Below are 16,383 nucleotides of genomic sequence, written 5' to 3'. Positions count from 1 at the left end.
GCCGCGCTACAGGACGCGGTGACGCACCTGGGCCGACAATTCGATGGCGGCGGCGTGCAGTCGCGCTATGGACAACTGGTGACGGATCTCGGCCAGCATCTCGATCTCGTTCTCGTAAAGCCGGCCGTCGGCGGCGGCCACGTCGCAAGCCAGCGCATAGGCCGTCTCGTACAGCTTTTCAGGCAGCGCGTCGCGAATCAGCCCGAAAAGCGCGTCAAGTCCGTCCTCGTCCTCGAAAAGCGAGATCACGGTCTGACTGACGGCGCGGATCCGTTCGTCGTCGTAATTCGCGAACACCGGCGCGTGATCGACATTCCGCTGGATCGCCACCAGCTCCGAGGTGCGCATGGTTTCGTCCGACGCCGACACGGCGACCATCACAGCAACCAGCGAATCGCAGGGAGAAAAGGACGGCAGTTCGGTGGTCATGGTCGGTTCTCCATCTGGCGCGGGCGCAAATTATTGACGATTCCGCGCGCTTTCAATAAGGCGTCATATCCTTGGAACAGGAGTATCATGCAATGACCACCCTGCGCGACGCCGCAATGACATCGAAGGCCTGGCCGTTCGAAGAGGCGCGCCGGGTGCTGAAACGCTATGGGAAGAAGGATCCCGAAAAGGGCTTCGTGCTGTTCGAGACCGGCTATGGCCCGTCGGGGCTGCCCCATATCGGCACGTTCGGGGAAGTCGCCCGGACGACCATGATCCGCCGCGCGTTCGAGATCATCAGCGACATTCCGACCCGGCTGATCTGCTTTTCCGATGACATGGACGGCATGCGCAAGGTGCCCGACAATGTCCCGCAGCAGGACATGTTGCGTCAGCATCTGCAGAAGCCGCTGACGACCGTGCCGGACCCGTTCGGCACGCATGACAGCTTCGGCGGGCACAACAATGCCATGCTGCGCAGGTTCCTGGACACGTTCGGATTCGAGTACGAATTCATCAGCGCCACGGAATTCTACAAGTCCGGTCGCTTCGACGCGACGCTGCTGCGCGCGGCCGAGAAATACGATGCCATCATGCAGGTGATGCTGGCGTCGCTGCGCGAGGAGCGCCAGCAGACCTATAGCTGCTTTCTGCCGATCAGCCCGACAACCGGTCGTGTCCTTTATGTGCCGATCAAGCATGTCGATGCGAAGAACGGCACCATCACCTTCGACGAGGACGGGCAGGAGATGACGTTGCCGGTCACCGGTGGCCAGGTCAAACTGCAATGGAAGCCCGATTTCGGTGCGCGTTGGGCGGCGCTGGATGTCGATTTCGAGATGTACGGCAAGGATCACAGCACCAACACGCCCATCTATGACGGCATCTGCGAGATCCTGGGCGGTCGCAAGCCCGAGCATTTCATCTACGAGCTGTTCCTGGACCAGCACGGGCAGAAGATCAGCAAATCCAAGGGAAACGGGCTGTCGATCGACGAGTGGCTGACTTATGCCGCGACCGAAAGCCTGTCCTATTTCATGTTCCAGAAGCCCAAGACCGCCAAGCGCATGTATTTCGACGGGATCCCCAAGGCGGTCGACGAATATCACCAGCAACTGCGCGCCTATCCCGATCAGACACAGGAACAGCAACTGGCCAACCCGGTCTGGCATATCCATGGCGGGCAAGTCCCGGAATCGGACATGGTGGTTCCCTTCCAGATGCTGCTGAACCTGGCCTCGGTCGCGGGCGCGAGTGGCAAGGCCGGGCTGTGGGGCTTTATCCGCCGCTACGCACCCGAGGCCAGCCCCGAGACCCATCCCGGACTGGATCAGGCCGCGGGGTTCGCTCTGCGCTATTTCCATGACTTCGTGGCGCCGACCCGGCACTATCGCGCAGCTTCCGATATCGAGCGTCGCGCGATGGAGGACCTTGCCGGTCGTCTGGTGGCGTGGGACCAGCCGGCCGATCCCGAGGCTTTGCAATCGATGGTCTTCGCGGTCGGCAAGGAACATGGTTTCGAACCTCTGCGCGAATGGTTCGCGGCGCTGTATCAGGTCCTGCTGGGTGCCGATCAGGGGCCGCGCTTCGGCGGTTTCATCGCGCTTTACGGGATCGATGAAACCCGCGCGCTGATCGAGCGGGCACTGGCCGGAGAGCTGACCGCCGAAACCCCGTCTGCGGTTGAGGACGGTTCGGGGGCAGACCAGATACGGCCGGTGGCTGACTGACCTTCGACCGTCCCGCTGTCGCTGCGTCCGTTGCGCCGGCGAACGTTGCAGCGCGCGCCGGTTTCACCGGTCGTTAACCTTTCATCAACTATTTTCTCAGGCATTGAGCCGGGGTCGTCCGACGGGCCCGCTTCTGTTCCGTCTTGGGGAGATAGTGAATGAACATAGCGATCACCAACGGGCTGTTGCTGATGCCGCCGGCGTTCAGGGCGGGCTTGAGCGCCTGGTCCCGCAGCGACGGCACACCCGGCAGCGCGACATGGGCCTCGGCCGACAATGCCGGGATCAACCCCGCGGATCAGGATTTCGGGGCCTGTCTGGAAATCTTCAAGCAGCAAACGACGACCAGCGTCCGCTTTGTGGGCGAGACGCCGATCATCCCGGGCGTGTATCTGCGTGTCTCGGCTCGGGTGAAGGCGGTGGCGGGCGCGCTGTGCAGTGTCAGGATTGCCGGATGGGCGGGTGACGGCAACCGCAACCATGTGACCGGCCTCACCGAAATCGGCCCGACCATTCCGTTGCAGACTTACGGCGAGGTGGTCGAAGTCAGCGCGATCGTCGGGGTCGGTTCGCGCGGGGGCGTGGACATGGGCTGGGGGACGCGGCCGATCTACGGCCATTTCGGGCTGGACCTGATCGGGGCGAATGGCGGCGCGTTCCGCATCGAATCGATCCGCATCGAGGACGTGACCGCGGCCTTTGTGCCGTCGCTGATCGACTGGGTGGACGTGCGCGATTACGGCGCGGTCGGCGACGGGGTCACCAATGACCGCGCCGCCTTCCTGGCCGCCGACAATGCCGCGAATGGCGGGTGGATCCTGGTTCCCGAGGGCAATTTCCGGATCGAGGGCGATATCGGCATCCGTAGCCCGATCCGGTTCAAGGGAAGGCTGAGCACCCCGGCCGATACCCGGGTCGCATTCCTCGAAAGCTTCGACTATCCGACCTACGCGGACGCCTTTGCCGACGAGACGCTGGGGATGAAGAAGGCGCTTCAGGCCCTGCTCGGCTATACCGACCATGTCGCGCTGGACCTGCGCGGCCGGCGGGTCGACCTGACCGAACCGCTGATGATCCGCGATCTTGCCCCGCAACTGACCGAATTCTCGAACCGACGCGTGATCTGCAACGGCAGCGTCATGGCGGTTCCCGGCCCGGCCTGGGATACCGGGACCTGGACCAGCACCGCGACCTACAACCCGTCCAATCCCCTGCGACTGACGAATGTCGCCAATGTCGCGGCGATCGAGGTCGGCAGCCGGGTGATCGGAAATGGCGTCGGGCGCGAGGTCTATGTCAGGTCGAAGAGCATCGCGGATGGATGGCTGCAACTGTCGCAACCGCTTTATGGTGGGGCCGGGACCCGCAGCTATGATTTCGAGCGCTATCGCTACATGTTCGATTTTTCGGAGATCGGAAAGCTGGACCGGTTGAACTTTGTCGATCTGGACCTGAATTGCCAGGGCGTCGGCAGTGCCATCATGCTGCCTGCCGACGGCGAGATGATCGCCGTTCGCGACTGCTACTTCACCCGCCCGAAGGATCGCGCCATCACCTCGATCGGCAGCGGCTGTCAGGACATGCTGGTCGATCGCTGCCAGTTCCTGTCGGACGAGATGACCCTGCCCGCGCAGCAACGCCGGACGGTCGCCATCAACGTCAACGCCAACGACACGAAGATCCGCAACAACCGGTTCGTGCGCTTCGCGCATTTCATGGTGGCATGTGGCGGCGGCCATATCATCTCGGGCAACCATTGGTTCCAGGGAGACAACAGCAATGACGGTCTGCGCTACGCCGGCCTGGTGCTGACCCAGACCAATGTGCAGACGACGATTTCGGGCAACTATATCGACAATGCCTCGATCGAATGGACGAACGAACACAGCGCCTATCCTGTCTTCAGCGGCAGCGAATACAGCTTTGGCGGGCTGACGATCACCGGAAACACCTGTCTGTGCAGCCGGGCGGTTCCCTGGTTTACCTGGCTGACGGTGAAGCCCTTTGGTGCCGGGCACTTCATTCACGGCCTGACGGTGTCCGGGAATGTCTTCAAGTCGCTGTGGAACCAGATCGAGAGGATCGAGCGTGTCGACACCTCGATCGCGGATTTGGACTACAACAACATGCGGAACATCCAGTTCGAGGCCAATACCTTCAACGGGATCGCCAATTACGTTTCGAATCCGCTGATGGTCCAGCACGTCCAGAACAGCCTGTCCGCTGGCTGGACGTTGCCGGTGATCGAAGGATTGCCGTTCCAGGGCTGGGCGAAGTCCGTACAATCCTTGATCCTGGAGGGGCCGGTCACCAATGCCAGCGGCGCCCGCGTCGATGCGATGCCATGGGTCCAGACCTTCGTTGGCACCAGCAAGAGACAGGTCCGGCTGAACTGGAGCACGCCGGTCATGGGCAAGGTCTGTGTCTATGCCCGGATGGACCGTCCGGTCTGAGTCACCCGACCGGAATCGACACGCGAGGCCGCCGCGGGACCAGGAGTCTCGCGGCGGCTTGGTCTGGCGGTCCGAGACCGCCAGACTGGGTCTCTGACGGGCTTGTGAATTATTTACATTATACGCTAACATTCAGTCAATAAATTAACAAAAAAATCGTTGTTTAAAAAAGGCTTAACTTTTCCGTCTGATTGTGATTAACATCCTTCCCAACGCGAAAAGCCGCCCGCCTGCAGCCGATGGGAAGCTGCGCGCTGGCCGCTTGATTGCCGTGAGGAGGGACCATGAGCACCGAGAACGTCAAAAAACAAGCCATTCCGCGGGGGTTTGAAGACGCCCATGTGGGACCGGAGGATTATCAGCGCCTCTATGCCGAATCGATTCAGGACCCTGACGGGTTCTGGGGGCGCGAGGGCAAGCGGCTGGACTGGATCGAGCCCTACACCAAGGTCAAGAACACCGATTTCACGTTCGGCCAGGTGAGCATCAAGTGGTTCGAGGACGGCGTCCTGAACGCCAGCTACAACTGCGTGGACCGGCATCTGGAAACGCGCGGCGACCAGACCGCGATCATCTTCGAGCCCGACGACCCCAAGGTCGAGGCGCAGCACATCACCTACAAACAGCTGTCCGACAGCGTGAACCGGATGGCGAATGTCCTGCTGAGCCAGGGCGTCATGCGCGGCGACCGCGTCGTCATCTATCTGCCGATGATCCCCGAGGCGGCCTATGCGATGCTGGCTTGCGCGCGGATCGGGGCGATCCACTCGATCGTTTTCGCCGGCTTCTCTCCGGATGCGCTTTCCAACCGCATCAACGATTCCGGCGCCAAGGTGCTGATCACCGCCGACAGCGCGCCGCGTGGCGGCCGCAAGACCGGGTTGAAATCGAACGCCGACGCGGCCCTGCTGCATTGTTCCGACAAGGTGCGGTGCCTGGTCGTCAAGCATACCGGCGACCAGACCACCTGGGTGTCCGGGCGGGACGTCGATCTGAAGGCGCAGATGAAAGAGGTCAGCCCCGACTGTCCGCCGCGCCCGATGAACGCCGAGGACCCGCTGTTCGTGCTGTATACCTCGGGTTCGACGGGCAAGCCGAAGGGTGTCGTTCATACGACCGGCGGCTATCTGGTCTATGCCGCGATGACCCACCAATACACCTTCGATTATCATGACGGCGACGTGTTCTGGTGCACCGCCGACGTGGGTTGGGTCACCGGCCACAGCTATATCGTCTATGGGCCGCTGGCGAATGGCGCCACGACCCTGATGTTCGAAGGCGTGCCGACCTGGCCAGATGCCGGCCGCTTCTGGGAGGTCTGCGCCAAGCACAAGGTGAACCAGTTCTACACCGCGCCGACCGCGATTCGCGCGCTGATGGGCAAGGGCGCCGAGTTCGTCGAAAAGCACGACCTGTCCAGCCTGCGCCTGCTGGGAACGGTTGGCGAGCCGATCAACCCCGAGGCATGGAACTGGTACAACCAGCATGTCGGCAAGGGCAAATGCCCGATCGTGGACACCTGGTGGCAGACCGAGACCGGCGGCCACCTGATCACGCCGTTGCCGGGCGCGACGGAAACCAAGCCCGGCTCGGCGACCGTGCCGTTCTTCGGGGTGAAGCCCGCCGTGCTGGATGCCAACAGCGCCGAGCTGATCGAAGACAGCCCCGCCGAGGGCGTCCTGTGCATCGCCGACAGCTGGCCCGGCCAGATGCGGACCGTCTGGGGCGATCATCAGCGCTTCATGGAGACCTATTTCCAGCAATACCCGGGGTATTACTTCACCGGAGACGGCTGCCGTCGCGACGAGGATGGCTATTACTGGATCACCGGCCGCGTGGACGATGTCATCAATGTCAGCGGCCACCGGATGGGCACCGCCGAGGTCGAAAGCGCGCTGGTCGCCCATGACAAGGTTGCCGAAGCCGCGGTGGTCGGGTACCCGCATCCGGTCAAGGGTCAGGGAATCTATGCCTATGTCACGCTGATGAACGGTGTCGACCCCAGCGACGAGCTGCGCACCGAGCTGGAGAAATGGGTTCGCACCGAGATCGGTCCGATCGCCAAGCCGGACCTGATCCAGTGGGCGCAGGGCATGCCCAAGACCCGATCGGGCAAGATCATGCGCCGTATCCTGCGCAAGATCGCCGAGAACGACTATGGCAGCCTTGGCGACACATCGACCCTGGCCGAGCCAGAGGTCGTGGACGATCTGATCGCCAACCGGATGAACCGGGGCTGACCCGGCACAGATCCTTGCGAGGCCGGGTTCCGGCCTCTTGCTTGCGCCCCGGCCTTGCCGCCGGGAACCGGGGCGGTTGACTGAGACATGGGCGGATTGAGGGACACGTCTGAACTGGGAGGGTCCGAAGGACATGAGTGACAGACAATCGACGAATGCATATTGGAAGGCCAATCTGCGGATCATCTATATCAGCATGGCCATATGGGCACTTGCCTCCTATGGCTTTGCGATCATCCTGCGACCATTGATTTCCGGCATAAAGATCGGCGGGACCGATCTGGGATTCTGGTTCGCGCAACAAGGCTCGATCCTGGTCTTCATCGTACTGATTTTCTTCTACGCGTGGCGGATGAACCGGCTCGACCGCGAATTCGGCGTGGAAGAGTAAGGGAAAAGACACATGACCCAGTTTACACTCAACCTGATCTTCATCGGGATCACCTTCGGGATCTATATCGGTATCGCGATCTGGGCCCGCGCCGGCTCGACGGCCGAATTCTACGCCGCCAACCGCGGCGTCAGCCCGGTCATGAACGGCATGGCCACCGCGGCCGACTGGATGTCGGCGGCATCGTTCATCTCGATGGCCGGTCTGATCGCCTTCACCGGCTATGACAACTCGGTCTACCTGATGGGCTGGACCGGTGGCTACGTTCTGCTGGCGATGCTGCTGGCACCGTATCTGCGCAAGTTCGGCAAGTTCACGGTGCCGGAGTTCATCGGCGACCGCTTCTATTCGCGCACCGCGCGGATCATCGGCGTCGTCTGCCTGCTGATCATCTCGATCACCTATGTGATCGGCCAGATGACCGGCGTCGGCGTGACCTTCTCGCGCTATCTGGAAGTGTCGAACTCGACCGGCCTCTGGATCGGCGCGGCGATGGTGTTCATGTACTCGGTTCTGGGTGGCATGAAGGGCATCACCTACACGCAGGTGGCCCAGTACATCGTGATGATCATCGCCTACACCATCCCGGCGGTGTTCATCGCGCTGCAGCTGACCGGCCATGTGCTGCCGCAGACCGGGCTGTTCGGCTCGCTGAACGGCACGGACGCCAAGTTCCTGGCCACGCTGGATCAGGTCGTGACCGATCTGGGCTTCCGATCCTACACGGGCCACCACGGCAGCACCTTCAACATGGTCCTGTTCACGCTGGCGCTGATGATCGGCACCGCGGGCCTGCCGCACGTCATCATCCGCTTCTTCACCGTGCCGAAGGTTTCGGACGCGCGGAAATCCGCGGGTTGGGCACTGGTCTTCATCGCGCTGCTCTACACGGTCGCTCCGGCCGTCGGTTCGATGTCGCGCTTCAACCTGACCACCAACATGTGGCCGGGTGCCGCGTCGGGCGAAACCTTCAGCCAGCCGGCCGTCTCGCTGGAATCGATCCAGAACGACGATGACAAGCAGTGGATGCGCAACTGGCAGATCACCGGGCTTCTGGACTGGGAAGACAAGAACGGCGACGGGCTGATCCAGTATTACAACGAAGCCGCCGCCGACAGCGAGCCGCTGGCCCAGGTCATTGCCGAGCAGAATCTGCAAGGCAACGAGCTGACCAACGTGAACAACGACATCATGGTGCTGGCCAACCCGGAAATCGCCAACCTGCCGGGCTGGGTCATCGCGATCGTCGCGGCCGGTGGTCTTGCCGCCGCGCTGTCGACCGCCGCCGGTCTGCTGCTGGCGATCTCGGGTGCCGTTTCGCACGACCTGATCAAGGGTGCCCTGAACCCGAACATCAGCGAGAAGGGCGAGCTGTTCGCGGCGCGCGTCTCGATGGCGGTCTCGATCCTGGTGGCCACGATCCTTGGTCTGAACCCGCCGGGCTTTGCGGCGCAGACCGTGGCGCTGGCCTTCGGCCTTGCGGCAAGCTCGATCTTCCCGGTTCTGATGATGGGCATCTTCTCGAAGCGCATCAACAGGCAGGGCGCGATCGCGGGCATGCTGGCAGGGATCCTGTCCACGCTGGTCTACATCTTCCTCTACAAGGGCTGGTTCTTCATCGCCGGAACCAACTCGCTTAACGATGTCCCGGCCGAATGGGTGCTCGGCATCTCGCCCGCATCCTTCGGTGTGGTCGGTGCGCTGATCAACTTCGTGGTCGCCTTTGTGGTGTCCAATGCCACCGAAGAGCCGCCGGAAGAGATCCAGGAACTGGTCGAATCGATCCGCGTTCCGCGCGGCGCCGGTCAGGCCCAGGCTCACTAAGCACACGCGCCGCGCCCCCTGTCCGGGGGCGCGGCGACCCATTTCTCAATCGGGAATCTCCGGGATGTCAGAGACCGCCGACTTCATCGCCACGGTCCACCCCTATGACAGCCTGCCGCGGGACGAGCTGGCGCGGGTCGCCGGCTCTTTCAGCCGCAGGACCTATCCGGCGGACACGCAGATCTACAGCCAGGGCGATCTGCTTCCAGGTCTTTATCTGATCGAAAGCGGCCGTGTCCTGGTGACCGATCGCAACGGCGATTCGGTGTCTGAACTGGGTCCACGCAACTCGTTCGGCGAACGCGGACTTCTGCGTGACGGCACGGCGGTCACGTCGGCCAGCACGGTCGAGGAATCCGTGGTGCTGATGCTGCCGCGCGCCGAGGTCCGCCGGCTGATCGCCACGCATCGCGCGGTCGCGCGCTTTTTCGATCGTGGCCGTGGGCCCGCCGAGCGCAGCGATCCGATCGCGACGCTGAAGGTGGGCGACCTGCTGAGCCGCAAGCCGCAAAGCTGCCCGCCCGACACGCCGATCATCGAGGCCGCGCGGCGGATGCGCGATTCCAATATCAGCAGCCTCGGCATCGCCGAGAAGGGCAAGCTGACCGGCCTTGTCACCATCCGCGACATGTCGAACCGGGTCGTCGCCGAGGGGCGCGACCTGCGCGATCCGGTCAGCGAGGTGATGACCCGCGATCCGATCACGCTGCCGCCGGACGCGCTGGGGTATGACGTGCTGAACATCATGCTGGAACGCCGCGTCGGCCATCTGCCGGTGATCGAGGATGGACGCTTCATCGGCATGATCAGCCAGACGGATCTGACCCGGGTGCAGGCGATCACGGCCTCGGCGCTGATCCGCGACATTGCCGATGCCGAAACCGTGCCCGAGATGGCCGAGGCCACCGGACGCATCCCCGACCTGCTGGTGCAGCTCGTCAAATCCCATCAGCGCCACGAGGTCATCACGCGGATGATCACCGACATCGCGGACGCGGTGACCCGGCGCCTGCTGGATCTGGCGCAGGAACAACTCGGGTCGGCGCCCGCCGCCTGGCTGTGGGCGGCATGCGGCTCGCAGGGGCGTCAGGAACAGACCGGGGTTTCGGATCAGGACAATTGCCTGATCCTGGGCGACGGCGCCGATCCCGATGACCCGTGGTTCGAACGCCTGGCGCGCTTCGTCAGTGACGGGCTCAACGCATGCGGCTATGTCTATTGCCCCGGCGACATGATGGCCACCAACCCGCGCTGGCGGCAGCCGCGACAGGTCTGGCAGAGATATTTCCGCGACTGGATCGACAATCCCAGCCCCGAGGCGCAGATGCTGGCCAGCGTGATGTTCGATCTGCGCGCCATCGGCGGCGATGCCACGTTGCTGGCCGGGTTGCAGCAGGACACGCTGCAGATGGCCTCGAAGAATTCGATATTCGTGGCGCACATGATCTCGAATTCCCTGAAACACCGCCCGCCGCTGGGTCTGATGGGCGGCTTGTCGACCATCCGCTCGGGCGGGCATCGCCACCATATCGACATGAAGCTGAACGGCGTCGTCCCGGTGGCGGACCTGGCGCGGGTCTATGCCTTGCAGGGGCGGCTGACGCCGGTCAACACCCGCGCCCGGTTGCAGGATGCCGAGGCCAAGGGCGTGATCTCGGGCAGCGGCGGCCGCGACCTGATCGCCGCCTTCGACCTCATCCAGACCATGCGGCTGGACAACCAGGCGCATCTGGTCGGCGCGGGTCGCAAGCCCGACAATTATCTGTCGCCCTCGGATCTGCCGGATTTCGAGCGCAGCCATCTGCGTGACGCCTTCGTTGTCGTGCGCAGCATGCAGTCGGCGGTCGGTCATGGAAAGGGAATGCTGGGATGATGGGTGTCGGGGTCGAACTGCTGGGCGTGATCGCAGTCGGGATCGGCGCAGCGTCGGTTCTGTATGCCGGCATGCACGCGCTGCGAAAGGCCGGGCTGGACCTGCCGTTATGGCTGCTGCCCGCGGGTATCGGGCTGGCGATGATCAGTTATTCGATCTGGAACGACTATGCCTGGTTCGGGCGGGCGCAGGACCGGTTGCCGCAGGATGCACAGCTGCTGCTGATCGGCCGTGACAGCCAGCCCTGGGCGCCCTGGACCTATCTGTCGCCGGTGGCAGTGCGCTTTGCCGCGCTGGATCCGGCCACGATCAGCAACGGTGCCGAAGGGATCAGGACAGCCCGGATCATGCTGGTCGAGCGACGCGGCCAGACCCTGGTCGTGCCGCAGGAGTTCGATTGCGACGCCGGCCTTGTCAGGCCTGCACGCGGCGAATGGACCGCAGCCGAGCCGGATGATCCGGCTTTCGCCGCGGTTTGCGAGGGGGAGGTGAAGGATGGCCGAGATACTGGTGATCGAGGATGAGGACAATATTGCCGTTGCGCTGGACTTCCTGCTGACGCGCGACGGTCACCACCATGAGCGGATGTCGACGGGTGCCGGAGCGGTCGCGCGCATTCGCGAGACGCATCCCGATCTGGTGCTGCTGGATATCATGCTGCCGGACGTGTCTGGCTATCAGATCGTCCAGGATGTGCGCGCCGATCCGGACCTGAAGGATGTGCGCGTGCTGATGATGACCGCCCGAGGCTCGGTCGTGGAGCGGCGCAAGGGGCTTGCGCTGGGGGCCGACGGCTTCATCGCGAAGCCTTTCGAACTGAACGAATTGCGCGCCGAGGTGGCGCGGCTGCTGAAGTCGCCATGCTGACCCGGCTTTCGCTGAGGCTGCGAATCCTGTTGATCTTTGCGGGGCTGCTGGCGGTCATTCTGGGGCTTCTGGCGCTGGCGCTGACGCTGATCCTGAAACGCCTGGCACAGCAGGGTGTCGAGGCCGAGCTGTCGCTTGATCCCGCCGTTCAGGCGGGGATGATCGTCGGCTTCGGTGCGGTCGCGGCGGTCACGCTGGTCTGGTTTCTGTTCGATCGCAATGTTGCGCGCCCGATCGAGACTCTGGCCGGTGGCCTGCGCACAGGCCAGGCCCCGGATATCGAGGAGGCACGCTATCTGGCCGATCTAGGGCCCGCCGCCCGCGACGCGGCCGAGGCGCGGGCGCGTACGGCCGAGGCTCTGGCCGCGGCCGTGCAGGAGCACGCCGCCGAACTGGCCCGCGAAAAATCCGCGCTGGAATCGATTCTGGCCGATTTCGGGGCGGGCGCGGTGATGACCGACGGGCGGGGCAGGGTGGTGTTCTACAACGCGTCGGCCGCGCGGTTGCTGCCGGGGCTTGCGCTGGACCGGCCGCTTGATCGTCACATCCTGCCCGGCGCGCTCGAGGCTGCTGCCGCAAGGCTGGCGAACGGCGCCGAAGCCACCGACCTTGTCTGCCTCAGTTCGCTTGGGGTGCGGCTTTCGGGGCGGATGCGGCGCATCGACAATCAGACGCTGCTGATCCTGCGCGACCGCGCGCCCGAACGCCCGGCCCCGCGCGACACGCTGGAGGCGCTGCGTCGGCACGCGGCGACGCTTGTCCCGATGCTCGATGCGCTGGACGGGCCGATCCCCCCGGCCCTGGCGCAGGCGATACGGGACGAGGGGCAGGGTCTGTCGCAGGCTACGCGCCGATTGTCCGAGATCATGGCCGCCGACGCGCCGACCGGCCGCGCGGCGCTTTCTGAACTGGCTGCCGGGCTGGAGACCGCCAGCGCGATGCCGGATCTTGCGCTGCTGGCCGAGGCCGGGCCGATGAACGCGCTGCTGCGGCTGCTTGACGACCGATTGCGGAGCGAGATGCGCCAACCGCGGCTGCGCGTCGCGCTGCAAGAGCCGGGCGAAGGGCATCTGCTGCTGGAATGGCAGGGCCCGGGCCTGCCGATGGACCGGCTCGAGGCGTGGCTGTCCGAGTCCCCCGACCCCGACCAGCCGGATGTGAGCGGCGCCGACATTCTGGCCACGCATGGCACCGGCATGTGGCCCGAGGCGGATGCGGATATGGGGCGGCTGGTGCTGCCGCTGCGCCTGGCCGGGCAGGCCGAGGCGCGTGACTCGGGTGTGACCTATGATTTCGCGCTGGCCAGCCGCGGTGCCGCCTCGTCGCGCCTGGCAGACCTGACCTGCGTCGTGTTCGACACCGAAACCACCGGCCTCGAACCGACCGACCGGATCGTGCAGATCGCCGGGGTCAGGATCGCGCGCGGCAAGCTGACCGGCGAGCGATTCGAAACGCTGGTCAATCCCGGCCGCCCGATCCCGCCGGGCGCCACCGCGATCCATCACGTCACCGACGAGATGGTCGCGGACGCCCCCGACATGACCGCCGCGCTGACGGCGTTCCACCATTTCGCCGAGGATTCGGTCCTGATCGCCCATAATGCGCCTTTCGACATGGGCCTGCTGCGCGCGGCGGCGGCCGAGACGGGGGCGCATTTCGACAATCGCGTTCTGGATACGGTGCTGCTTTCGGCGATGATCTGGGGTGGCGGGGTGCCGCATACGCTGGACGCCTTGACCGAGCGGCTTGGCATCGTCATTCCGCCCGATGCCCGCCATACCGCGATGGGCGACACGGTGGCGACCGCAGAGGCATTCCTGCAACTGATACCGGCGCTGGAAGGCAAGGGCATCGAACGGTTCGAAGAGGCCGTTGTCGAGGCCCGTCGTCACCGGCGTTTGATCGAGGACGCAAACCTTCCGGTCACGGCACGCGGCGATCAAAGCTCGATTTCGGGGGAATAGGGATCGCGCGGTATCCCGGGTTCCGCCGGATCGCCCGGCTCTGAAAAATCGCGCAGGCTGTCGCCGATGGGCGGGGGCGGGGGGGCGCCGGGCTTGCGGCGGATGACGATGTCGCCATTCTCAAGGCGTTCGGGCGGCTGGTAATTGCCCAGGTCATCGACCAGCACCGACAGGTCCTGCAACACCGGCGCCATTCGTGACAGCGCCCCGGACAAGTTCTGGCCAAGGCTGTTCAGATCGGGCCCGACATCCTCCAGCAGGTTGCGGAAGATCATGCCCATGCCACGCTCGATCAGGCTCAGCCCGTCATCGGTCTGCGCCTTCTCGTCTGCCATGGGCGGGCTGTAGTCCTGCTGCGCAAGCGCCGGGCACGCGCCGAACGGCAAGGCTGTCAGAAAGGCTGTCGTGGCGATGCGGCGAATGCTCATGCCATCGAAGATGGGGCAATCAAGGCCGCCGCGCAAGTCACGGCAGAGGCATCGAACGGTGGGGGGGGGTGAGGTGAGAGGCTGGACTACGACCCAGGCGGAAATCGTTACGGCTGCTTCCTTCCGGACCTGACCGAGTTGGCGAGACGCCTGCCCGCGCCAACCCCTCAGCGCGACAGATAATGCCGCCGGGCAGCCGATGCAACCCCTGGCAAGCGGGCGCCTACAGGAACAGCCGCAGCCTTGCGAACCCGCGGCAATCTTCGCCCGCATACTCGATCCGCGCGCCATGCCGCGCGGCCACCTGGTCAAGATGGGACATTCCGCCCGGTCCCGTGACGAACAGGACCGACGTTCCCGGCATCGGCTTGAAACTCCAATGCGGGGCAGCCTCGATCGCGATCCGGCGGCGACGGCGGACATAGTGGCGCAGGACGTCGCGCGTGAGTTCGTCACCCTTCAGCGCGACCTCGTTTCCCGACACCAGCGGGCTGAAGAGGCCGCAGCTTGCCAGCCGGTAGGAGTTCGTGGCCAGCACGAAATTGTCGTGTGGCTGGACCGGACGCCCCTGCCACCGCAATTCGTGGACCCGCCGCGCCTCGGGCCCGATCAGCGTGCCGTCGGGCGAAAAACGTGCAGGCTGGGACAGGTCGATCTGCCATGTCACCCCGTCCACCACGTCGAAATTGTAGCAGGGAAAGGCGGGGTCTATCAGCTTTTGGTCGGTATCGCCCGGCTGCACATGGCCAAACAGGCTGGCCGAACGCTCGAGCCAGCCGGCAAGCTGCGCCCCGGTCAGGCGGATCGCGCAGATGCGGTTGGGAAAGAAATAGAGATCGGCCAGATTTCGCAGGCTCAGCGCGCCGGCCGGAACGTCGGTATAGTGCTGGGGTCCGCCGCGCCCGCCGGACCTGAACGGGGCCGAGGCCGACAGCACCGGCATCGACGCCCATTGGGTGTTCTTCAGCCGCTGGCGCACATGCCATCGCTGCGCCATGTTGACCAGGCGCAGCCCGGGATCGTCCCCGATCAGGGCGAAGTAGCTGCTCAGCGGGGTCATGCTGCGCCCCACACGGCGGCGCAGACGGCGCAGCGTCTCGCGGTGGGCGCCCATCACCGGCCGGGCGACATCGGCATCATTGGGCAGCCCCGCAGCCACGGCTTCCGTGCGAACGCGGAAATTCGCGACCTGCCAGTCGTCGGCGATGTCGGGTCTCAGATCCAGGTCGATGATGCCCAGATGCGATCCGCCGAACCCCGGCATCACGGCGGGCTTGCCGGCCAGCGTGCCGGCGACCGGATCGATGCCCGGAGCGGCGGGAATGTCGCGGCCCGGAAAAACCTCGTGCGTATGCCCTGCGATGACCGCGTCGATCCCCGGCACCGCCGCAAGCGCTGTCGCCGCGTTCTCCATCCGCGCATGCGGTGACAGGCCACCGATGCCGCTATGGGCCAGCGCGATGACGATCTGTGCGCCCTCGGCACGGATCTCGGGCACCAGGTTGCGCGCGGTCTCGAGGATGTCGGCGCAGCGCATCTGGCCGGACAGGTCGCGGTCCCATTCGGCGGTCTGGGGCGGGACGAAGCCGATGATGCCGATTGCCAGCGGAACCTGGCGTCCCTGCCCGTCGGTCACATGGCGGCGCAGGATCACATGGCTGCGAAACCCGGGGCCGCGCAGGACATGCAGATTGGCGGCCAGAAACGGAAAACCGGCCCGCGCGGTGACCTGCCTCAGGAACGACAGCCCGAAATTGAAGTCGTGATTTCCCAACGCCGCCGCGTCATAGCCCATCGCGTTCATGGCGGCGATCGCGGGGTGCAGGCTGCGCGGCTTGCCGGTCATGGCCGTCGCGGCAAAATCGCCCATCGGCGTGCCTTGCAGGAAATCGCCATTGTCCAGCAGCAGCGAGTTCGCGACTTCGGCCCGTCGGCGCGCGATCAGCGAGGCCGTGCGGGCCAGTCCACCGCTGTCGCATGGCTGGTCGGTGTAGTAATTGTAGGGCAGGACCTTCATGTGCATGTCGGTGGTCGCGAGGATTCGCAGGCTGATCGCGCAATCGGCCTGCATGGCAAATGCCTGCTGTCGCTCAGTCTGGCCTCTGCCATCCGGCATTCGGATTCTCCGTCGCTGCTGATCCGGGTGTCCCGGGCGGGTTCGGGGACCGGTCGCCGTCCCAGACT

12 protein-coding genes and 1 other RNA gene are annotated in these 16,383 nt (G+C 64.7%); 9 read left to right on the top strand and 4 right to left on the bottom strand.

Translation table 11 applies throughout. The features are described 5' to 3' along the window. Window positions 1-6: 6 nt before the first annotated feature. Window positions 7-429 carry a tellurite resistance TerB family protein gene (locus L1965_RS12920; protein ID WP_235756862.1) on the bottom strand — a complete coding sequence of 141 codons (423 nt, stop codon included), beginning with the start codon at window positions 427-429 and terminating at the stop codon, window positions 7-9. A 92-nt stretch (window positions 430-521) separates the two neighbouring features. On the opposite strand from L1965_RS12920, the gene L1965_RS12915 reads away from it, so the two are divergent. The 9 genes from L1965_RS12915 (at window position 522) to L1965_RS12875 (ending at window position 13,771) form a co-directional block, all read left to right on the top strand. After that, window positions 522-2,159 carry a lysine--tRNA ligase gene (locus L1965_RS12915; RefSeq protein ID WP_235756861.1) on the top strand — a complete coding sequence of 546 codons (1,638 nt, stop codon included), beginning with the start codon at window positions 522-524 and terminating at the stop codon, window positions 2,157-2,159. Between the two features lie 158 nt (window positions 2,160-2,317). Beyond that, entirely contained in the window at window positions 2,318-4,612 is a 2,295-nt protein-coding gene (locus L1965_RS12910; RefSeq protein WP_235756860.1) for a glycosyl hydrolase family 28-related protein, read from the top strand. A 284-nt stretch (window positions 4,613-4,896) separates the two neighbouring features. Next, window positions 4,897-6,852, top strand: a complete 1,956-nt coding sequence (gene acs, locus L1965_RS12905) for an acetate--CoA ligase (RefSeq protein ID WP_235756859.1) — start codon at window positions 4,897-4,899, stop codon at window positions 6,850-6,852. Between the two features lie 133 nt (window positions 6,853-6,985). Beyond that, window positions 6,986-7,243, top strand: coding sequence for a DUF4212 domain-containing protein (locus L1965_RS12900; RefSeq protein WP_235756858.1), 258 nt, complete (start codon window positions 6,986-6,988; stop codon window positions 7,241-7,243). Between the two features lie 12 nt (window positions 7,244-7,255). Continuing rightward, window positions 7,256-9,067 (top strand): sodium:solute symporter family protein, encoded by a 1,812-nt coding sequence (locus L1965_RS12895; protein WP_235756857.1) that lies wholly within the window; start codon window positions 7,256-7,258, stop codon window positions 9,065-9,067. Between the two features lie 64 nt (window positions 9,068-9,131). After that, window positions 9,132-10,940: a DUF294 nucleotidyltransferase-like domain-containing protein gene (locus L1965_RS12890; RefSeq protein WP_235756856.1), complete on the top strand. Its 1,809-nt coding sequence runs from the start codon at window positions 9,132-9,134 to the stop codon at window positions 10,938-10,940. Then, window positions 10,937-11,464: a hypothetical protein gene (locus tag L1965_RS12885; RefSeq protein WP_235756855.1), complete on the top strand. Its 528-nt coding sequence runs from the start codon at window positions 10,937-10,939 to the stop codon at window positions 11,462-11,464. Before L1965_RS12890 ends, L1965_RS12885 begins: the two co-directional genes overlap by 4 nt. After that, the gene (locus L1965_RS12880; protein WP_235756854.1) at window positions 11,436-11,807 is read left to right on the top strand and encodes a response regulator transcription factor; all 372 of its coding nucleotides are present in this window, start codon (window positions 11,436-11,438) and stop codon (window positions 11,805-11,807) included. Before L1965_RS12885 ends, L1965_RS12880 begins: the two co-directional genes overlap by 29 nt. Beyond that, window positions 11,801-13,771: a 3'-5' exonuclease gene (locus tag L1965_RS12875; protein WP_235756853.1), complete on the top strand. Its 1,971-nt coding sequence runs from the start codon at window positions 11,801-11,803 to the stop codon at window positions 13,769-13,771. Before L1965_RS12880 ends, L1965_RS12875 begins: the two co-directional genes overlap by 7 nt. Here the strand turns inward: L1965_RS12875 and L1965_RS12870 are convergent. From L1965_RS12870 to L1965_RS12860, 3 genes are all read right to left on the bottom strand, one after another. After that, complete coding sequence (locus tag L1965_RS12870; RefSeq protein WP_235756852.1) at window positions 13,747-14,199, bottom strand: hypothetical protein; 453 nt, start codon at window positions 14,197-14,199, stop codon at window positions 13,747-13,749. The two genes, L1965_RS12875 and L1965_RS12870, sit on opposite strands and share 25 nt — an antisense overlap. A 71-nt stretch (window positions 14,200-14,270) precedes the next feature. Next, window positions 14,271-14,369, bottom strand: an RNA gene (ffs, locus tag L1965_RS12865) — signal recognition particle sRNA small type. Between the two features lie 53 nt (window positions 14,370-14,422). Next, window positions 14,423-16,315 carry a bifunctional 2',3'-cyclic-nucleotide 2'-phosphodiesterase/3'-nucleotidase gene (locus L1965_RS12860; RefSeq protein WP_235756851.1) on the bottom strand — a complete coding sequence of 631 codons (1,893 nt, stop codon included), beginning with the start codon at window positions 16,313-16,315 and terminating at the stop codon, window positions 14,423-14,425. Window positions 16,316-16,383: the final 68 nt, after the last annotated feature.

The sequence above is a fragment of the Paracoccus salsus genome (genome assembly GCF_021556615.1).
Classification (GTDB): domain Bacteria; phylum Pseudomonadota; class Alphaproteobacteria; order Rhodobacterales; family Rhodobacteraceae; genus Paracoccus; species Paracoccus salsus.
This window is presented reverse-complemented; position numbering and strand designations above follow the sequence as displayed.